The organism is Clostridium sp. ETTB3, from assembly GCF_053571985.1.
On sequence record NZ_CP199832.1, the window covers coordinates 163,468 to 170,000 of the forward strand.

Sequence of the window (6,533 nt, forward strand, 5' to 3'; positions counted from 1 at the left end):
GCGTTTATGATTCTACTGGTAGATGTGGGGAATACCAATATAGTTATAGGAGTATACAAGGATAATGAATATATAGCTGGATGGAGAATTTCTACTGATTCAAAAAAAACTTCAGATGAATATGGAATTCAAATGATACAATTATTCCATCAAAATGATTTAAATCCAAAGGAAGTAAAAGGAATAATAATATCGTCAGTTGTACCAAATATAATGCACTCATTAGAAAATATGGTTAAAAAGAGTTTTAATATAGACCCTATAATCGTTGGACCAGGAGTAAAGACTGGAATAAATATTAAATATGATAATCCTAAGGAAGTTGGAGCGGATAGAATTGTAAATGCAGTAGCTGCTCATGAAATATACAGAAGAGATGTAATTATAATTGATTTTGGAACGGCAACTACTTATTGTGCTGTTACTGAAGCAGGAAATTACTTAGGTGGATGTATTTGTCCAGGTGTAAGAATTTCTTCGGATGCTTTATTTGAAAGAGCAGCCAAATTACCAAGGGTAGAATTAGAACTGCCTAAAAGTATAATATGTAAGAACACAGTTTCAAGTATGCAAGCAGGTATATTATATGGATATATAGGGCAAGTAGAATATATAGTTAATAAGATAAAAAAAGAAATGGTTGCAATGGGTTATGAAAATCCATATGTAATTGCAACTGGAGGATTAGCTAATTTAATAGCTAAATCAACAGATGTTATAGATAAAGTTGATTCTAGTTTAACATTAGAGGGGTTAAGAATAATCTACGATAAAAATAAGGAGTAAACAAATGAAAATAGGAAACCTTAATTTTGATAAAAGTGTTTTCTTGGCACCTATGGCGGGAGTAACGGATATTTCATTTAGGGGATTATGCAAAGAAATGGGATGTGGCTTAGTATATACTGAAATGGTAAGTGCAAAAGCATTATATTATGGAAGTGAAAATACTAAAAGCTTATTAAGAATTGCAGATGAGGAAAAGCCAGTTGCAGCTCAAATCTTTGGAAATGATCCTAAAATAATGTCAGAAGTTGTTAAAAGTCATTTTAATAATATGAATGATATATGTATTTTAGATATAAATATGGGATGTCCTGCGCCTAAAATAACTAAAAATGGAGAAGGATCAGCATTGATGTTAAATCCTAAACTAGCTGGGGAAATAGTAAGTGAAATAAAAAAAGTTTCTAATAAACCTGTTACTGTTAAGTTTAGAAAAGGTTATGATGATGATAATATTAATGCTGTTGAATTTGCAAAGATGATGGAGTATTCTGGAGCTGATGCAATTGCTATTCATGGAAGAACTAAAAAGCAAATGTATGAAGGAAAAGCAGATTGGGATATAATAAGTAAAGTAAAAAAAGCAGTATCTATACCTGTTATAGGGAATGGAGATGTTTTTACTCCTGAAGATGCATTAAAGATGAAAGAAATTACTCAATGTGATGCAATAATGATTGCAAGAGGAAGCATGGGAAATCCATGGATATTTAATCAAATAGAAATGGCATTAAAAGGACAGGATGTTTTGCCTATTACAGCAAAAGAAAAAATTGATATGTGTTTAAGACATTATGAGTTAGCTATAAAATATGATGGTGAATTTAAAGCTGTAAGAGAAATGAGAAAACATACTTCTTGGTATCTAAAAGGATTACCTAAAAGTAGTGAATTAAGAAATATAGTAAATACCTTATCAACAAATGAGGAAGTATTTAATATATTAAAAGAATATAGAAATGAATTAAGTAATATTTCTTATTAAATTATAAGAAGGAAAATAGTTAGTTATTTTATTGACAGATGAAATAGCCTGATTTATAATATTTAAAATGATTTTAAGATTAATAAGCTTATTAGATTTTAAGAGTTAAAATAGAGTAAAGCTTTGAAGGGGAGAAAGATTATGAGTCAAACAAAAAAGAATATAATGACTTACGAAGGTATTAAAAAACTTGAAGAAGAATTAGAATATTTAAAGACTGTTAGAAGAAAAGAAATTACTGAAAAAATAAAAGTAGCTTTAGGGTATGGAGATTTAAGTGAAAACTCTGAATATGATGAAGCTAAAAACGATCAAGCTTTTAATGAAGGTAGAATAATTCAGTTAGAAAATATGTTAAAAAATGCTGTTGTTGTTGATGAAAGTGAAATACCAACAGATAAGGTTTCAGTAGGATCAATAGTAAAGGTTATGGACTATGAATTTGATGAAGAAGTTGAATATGCAATAGTTGGTTCAGCTGAAGCAGATCCTATGAACTTTAAAATATCAAATGAATCACCAGTAGGTAGTGCATTATTAGGAAAAAAAGTTGGAGATGTAGTGGAAGTTACAGTTCCAAGTGGAGTAAGTAAGTTTGAAATCTTAGAAATAAGAAGAGGCTAATTGGAGGTATAGTGAATGTCAACTGAAGAAATGAATATACAAGAACTAGAGTCTCAATTTAATGAGCAAGAAAGATTAAGAAGAGAAAAACTAGTTCAATTACAAGAAGCAGGAAAAGATCCTTTTGACGTATATAAGGTTAATAGAACTCATAGTTCACAACAGGTTAAGGATAACTTTGAAGAATTAGAAGGCAAGGATGTTACAGTTGCAGGAAGAATTATGTCTAAGAGAGGACAAGGAAAAGTTGTTTTCTCTGATATATACGATAGAGATGGAAGAATTCAATTATTTATAAAGATTGATGAAGTTGGAGAAGAAGCATTAAAGCAATATAAAACTAATGACCTAGGAGATTGGGTGGCTTGTACTGGAGAAGTTTTTAAAACTAAAACAGGTGAAATATCTATTAAAGCTAAAGAAATAGAATTAATATGTAAATCATTAAAGCCACTTCCAGAAAAATGGCATGGATTAAAAGATCCAGATTTAAGATATAGACAAAGAGAAGTAGATATAATAACTAATCCAGAAGTTAAGGATACTTTTATTAAGAGAAGTCAAATAATTAAAGGTATAAGAGAATTCTTAGATAATAGAGGATTCTTAGAAGTTGAAACACCAATGCTTGCAACAATAGCTGGTGGAGCTTCTGCTAGACCATTTATAACTCATCACAATACTTTAGATTTAGATATGTTCTTAAGAATAGCTCCAGAGTTATACTTAAAGAGATGTATTGTTGCTGGATTTGAAAAAGTTTATGAATTAGGAAGAACTTTCAGAAATGAAGGTATGTCAGTAAGACATAATCCAGAATTTACTATGATTGAATTATATCAAGCTTTTGCTGATTATAATGATATGATGGAATTAACTGAAAATATGATTGCAGAAGTATGTAAGAAGGTTAATGGAACTACTAAGGTTACTTACCAAGGTACTGAAATTGACTTTATGCCACCATGGAGAAGAATAACTATGGTTGATGCTGTTAAGGAATATGCTGGAGTTGACTTTGCTACAATAAACTCTGATGAAGAAGCTCAAGCTATTGCAAAGGAAAAACATTTAGAATTCCCTAAACCATTAAATACTGTAACAAAAGGTGAAGTATTAAATATGCTATATGAAGAATTCTGTGAAGAGCATATGATACAACCAACTTTCATTATAGATTATCCAGTAGAAATTTCACCTCTTACAAAGAAAAAGAGAGGAAATGAAATGTTCACCGAAAGATTTGAAGGATTTGTATTTGGTAGAGAGTTATGTAATGCATATTCTGAATTAAATGATCCTATCGTTCAAAGAGAAAGATTTGCTCAGCAAGAAAAAGAAAGAGAACTTGGTGATGACGAAGCTTATATGATTGATGAAGAGTTTATGAGTGCATTAGAAACTGGTATGCCACCAACAGGTGGATTAGGAATAGGAATAGATAGATTAATAATGTTCTTAACTGATTCAGCATCAATAAGAGATGTAATACTATTCCCAACAATGAAACCAATAAATCAATAATATAAAAAAACCACCATTGGGTGGTTTTTTTATATTATTAGGGAATTTAAAGACCTATTTAAAACTATAAAATTGTTTTATGGCAGAATAAAAGTGAAATTTAAAATAAAAAATAAAAAATTTTAAAAAAAGTGTTGCATTTTATATAAAAGCTGATATAATAAATTATGCAATGACATTCCGCGATAGCTCAATGGTGGAGCACTCGGCTGTTAACCGATAGGCTGGAGGTTCGAGTCCTCTTCGCGGAGCCACTTTAAATTTCATTGCTGCAATAATATTCCGCGATAGCTCAATGGTGGAGCACTCGGCTGTTAACCGATAGGCTGGAGGTTCGAGTCCTCTTCGCGGAGCCACTTTAAATTTAATTGTTGCAAATAATATTCCGCGATAGCTCAATGGTGGAGCACTCGGCTGTTAACCGATAGGCTGGAGGTTCGAGTCCTCTTCGCGGAGCCATTTTTATTTTAAGAGTTTTGTAAGAGCAGATGATGTCTGTTGATACAAAGCTCTTTTGTTTTATATAAAAGAATATATAATTTTTCTTGACATCTATAAGCTGTTTGATAAAATTAATATATAATTTAATAAAACACGATGAAAAAGAGGAGTAATTTTAATATTTTTTTTAGAGAGATGATGGCTGGTGAAAATCATTAAAAAGTTAAAATGAAGGGCGCTTTTGAGTGTAATTTGCAAAGTTGAGCTTTAGCTAAGAAGGGTGGAACCGCGGAATTAATTTTCGTCCCTTTGTGGTTATAAGGCTTTTTTTATTATAAAAAATAAATTTTGTTAATTTAATTTGACAGGAATGTCAAAAGGTTATCACAATGATGGAGGTAGTGAAATGGCAGTAGAAAAAACTATGGATAAAATCGTTGCTTTATGTAAAAGTAGAGGATTTATATTCCCAGGATCAGAAATTTACGGAGGACTTGCAAACTCATGGGATTACGGTCCATTAGGTGTTGAATTTAAAAACAACGTAAAAAAGGCTTGGTGGAAAAAATTCGTTCAAGAAAGTCCTTATAATGTTGGAGTTGATTGTGCTATATTAATGAATCCAGAAGTTTGGGTTGCATCAGGGCACGTTGGTGGTTTCTCAGATCCATTAATGGATTGTAAGGAATGTAAATCAAGATTTAGAGCAGATAAATTAGTTGAAGATCATATGACTGAAAGTGGAGTTGAAGTGGCAACAGCTGATGGATGGACTAATGAAGAGTTAATGGAATACATAACTAAAAACAATATTGTTTGTCCTAAGTGTGGAAAGATGAATTATACAGATATAAGAAAGTTTAATTTAATGTTTAAAACTTTCCAAGGTATAACTGAAGATTCTGCCAATACAGTATATTTAAGACCAGAAACTGCTCAAGGTATATTCGTTAACTTTAAATCAGTTCAAAGAACTTCAAGAAAGAAAGTTCCTTTTGGTATAGCTCAAATAGGTAAGTCTTTCAGAAATGAAATTACACCAGGAAACTTTACATTTAGAACAAGAGAATTTGAACAAATGGAATTAGAATTCTTCTGTAAGCCAGGAACAGATTTAGAATGGTTTGGATATTGGAAGGATTACTGCTGGAACTTCTTATTAAACTTAGGAGTAAATGCAGATTCTTTAAGAATGAGAGATCATGGTGAAGAAGAATTATCATTTTACTCAAATGCAACATCTGATATAGAATATTTATTCCCATTTGGATGGGGAGAACTTTGGGGAATAGCTGATAGAACAGACTATGACTTAAAGAAACATGCAGAGCATTCTGGAACTGATATGTCATATTTAGATCCAACAACTAATGAAAAATATATACCATATTGTATAGAACCATCATTAGGGGCTGATAGAGTTGCTTTAGCATTTTTAGTAGATGCTTATGATGAAGAAGAATTAGAAGGTGGAGATGTAAGAACAGTTATGCATTTACATCCAGCATTAGCTCCATATAAAGCAGCTGTATTACCATTATCTAAGAAGTTATCAGATAAAGCTGATGAAGTATATTCAATGTTAGCTAAAAACTTCAATGTTGAATATGATGAAACAGGAAGTATTGGTAAGAGATATAGAAGACAAGATGAAATAGGAACTCCATTCTGTATTACAGTTGATTTTGAAACTGAAAATGATGGATGTGTTACTATAAGACATAGAGATTCTATGACTCAAGAAAGAGTTGAAATTAGTAAATTAACAGACTTTATTGCTAAGAGTTTAGAGTTTTAATTAATAAGCAGTAAGAAATGATTATTAATAATTATTTCTTACTGCCTTTTTTATATTATATAAGATTTATATTTATAGAATATAAGAAATTATAATGATATAATTATTTATATAATTGGAAAGAATTATTAATAGCTATAAATGAGAACAAAATTATAGTTTAAAATTGGAGGCAGTAATGAAAAATTTTAAAGACTTTAAGGATTTTATTAATAGTAAAAATGTTGCTGTTGTAGGGATTGGAGTAAGTAATATTCCTTTAATAAACTTTTTAGTGAAATTAGGAGCTAAAGTAACAGCTTTTGATATGAAAGAGGAAAAGGAATTAGGAAAAATTGCAGAAGAATTTAAAGAAAAAGGTGTTAAGTTAGAACT

Annotated in this window: 6 protein-coding genes, 3 tRNA genes and 1 other annotated feature (1 of these 10 running past the window's edge); all 9 genes read left to right on the forward strand. The window is 30.4% G+C overall.

Annotated elements, in window-relative coordinates:
• Positions 1-6 precede the first annotated feature (6 nt).
• Positions 7-786: a type III pantothenate kinase gene (locus tag ACUN06_RS00765; protein ID WP_291733355.1), complete on the forward strand. Its 780-nt coding sequence runs from the start codon at positions 7-9 to the stop codon at positions 784-786.
• A gap of 4 nt (positions 787-790) precedes the next feature.
• Complete coding sequence (dusB, locus tag ACUN06_RS00770; RefSeq protein WP_291733347.1) at positions 791-1,771, forward strand: tRNA dihydrouridine synthase DusB; 981 nt, start codon at positions 791-793, stop codon at positions 1,769-1,771.
• 141 nt (positions 1,772-1,912) lie between these two features.
• Positions 1,913-2,395: a transcription elongation factor GreA gene (gene greA / locus ACUN06_RS00775; RefSeq protein WP_291733344.1), complete on the forward strand. Its 483-nt coding sequence runs from the start codon at positions 1,913-1,915 to the stop codon at positions 2,393-2,395.
• Positions 2,396-2,410: 15 nt separating this feature from the next.
• Positions 2,411-3,919 carry a lysine--tRNA ligase gene (gene lysS, locus ACUN06_RS00780; RefSeq protein ID WP_291733342.1) on the forward strand — a complete coding sequence of 503 codons (1,509 nt, stop codon included), beginning with the start codon at positions 2,411-2,413 and terminating at the stop codon, positions 3,917-3,919.
• 179 nt (positions 3,920-4,098) lie between these two features.
• A tRNA-Asn gene (locus tag ACUN06_RS00785) sits at positions 4,099-4,173 on the forward strand.
• A gap of 27 nt (positions 4,174-4,200) precedes the next feature.
• Positions 4,201-4,275 (forward strand) — tRNA-Asn (locus tag ACUN06_RS00790).
• A gap of 28 nt (positions 4,276-4,303) precedes the next feature.
• Positions 4,304-4,378: transfer RNA gene (locus tag ACUN06_RS00795), tRNA-Asn, on the forward strand.
• Positions 4,379-4,507: 129 nt separating this feature from the next.
• Positions 4,508-4,672 (forward strand) — a binding site (T-box leader).
• 94 nt (positions 4,673-4,766) lie between these two features.
• Positions 4,767-6,158, forward strand: coding sequence for a glycine--tRNA ligase (locus ACUN06_RS00800; RefSeq protein WP_291733340.1), 1,392 nt, complete (start codon positions 4,767-4,769; stop codon positions 6,156-6,158).
• A 178-nt stretch (positions 6,159-6,336) separates the two neighbouring features.
• A protein-coding gene (gene murD, locus ACUN06_RS00805; RefSeq protein WP_291733338.1) for a UDP-N-acetylmuramoyl-L-alanine--D-glutamate ligase crosses the window boundary here: on the forward strand, positions 6,337-6,533 show its 5' portion. The gene runs 1,177 nt beyond the window's last position; 197 of the gene's 1,374 nt are visible here — the first part of the coding sequence; its start codon is at positions 6,337-6,339; its stop codon lies beyond the right edge, outside the window.

Excerpts from the sequence above, each read along its gene's own strand:
- ACUN06_RS00765 (WP_291733355.1), top strand. The coding sequence starts at position 7 with ATGATTCTACTGGTAGATGTGGGGAATACCAATATAGTTATAGGAGTA.
- dusB (WP_291733347.1), top strand. The coding sequence starts at position 791 with ATGAAAATAGGAAACCTTAATTTTGATAAAAGTGTTTTCTTGGCACCT.
- greA (WP_291733344.1), top strand. The coding sequence starts at position 1,913 with ATGAGTCAAACAAAAAAGAATATAATGACTTACGAAGGTATTAAAAAA.
- lysS (WP_291733342.1), top strand. The coding sequence starts at position 2,411 with ATGTCAACTGAAGAAATGAATATACAAGAACTAGAGTCTCAATTTAAT.
- ACUN06_RS00800 (WP_291733340.1), top strand. The coding sequence starts at position 4,767 with ATGGCAGTAGAAAAAACTATGGATAAAATCGTTGCTTTATGTAAAAGT.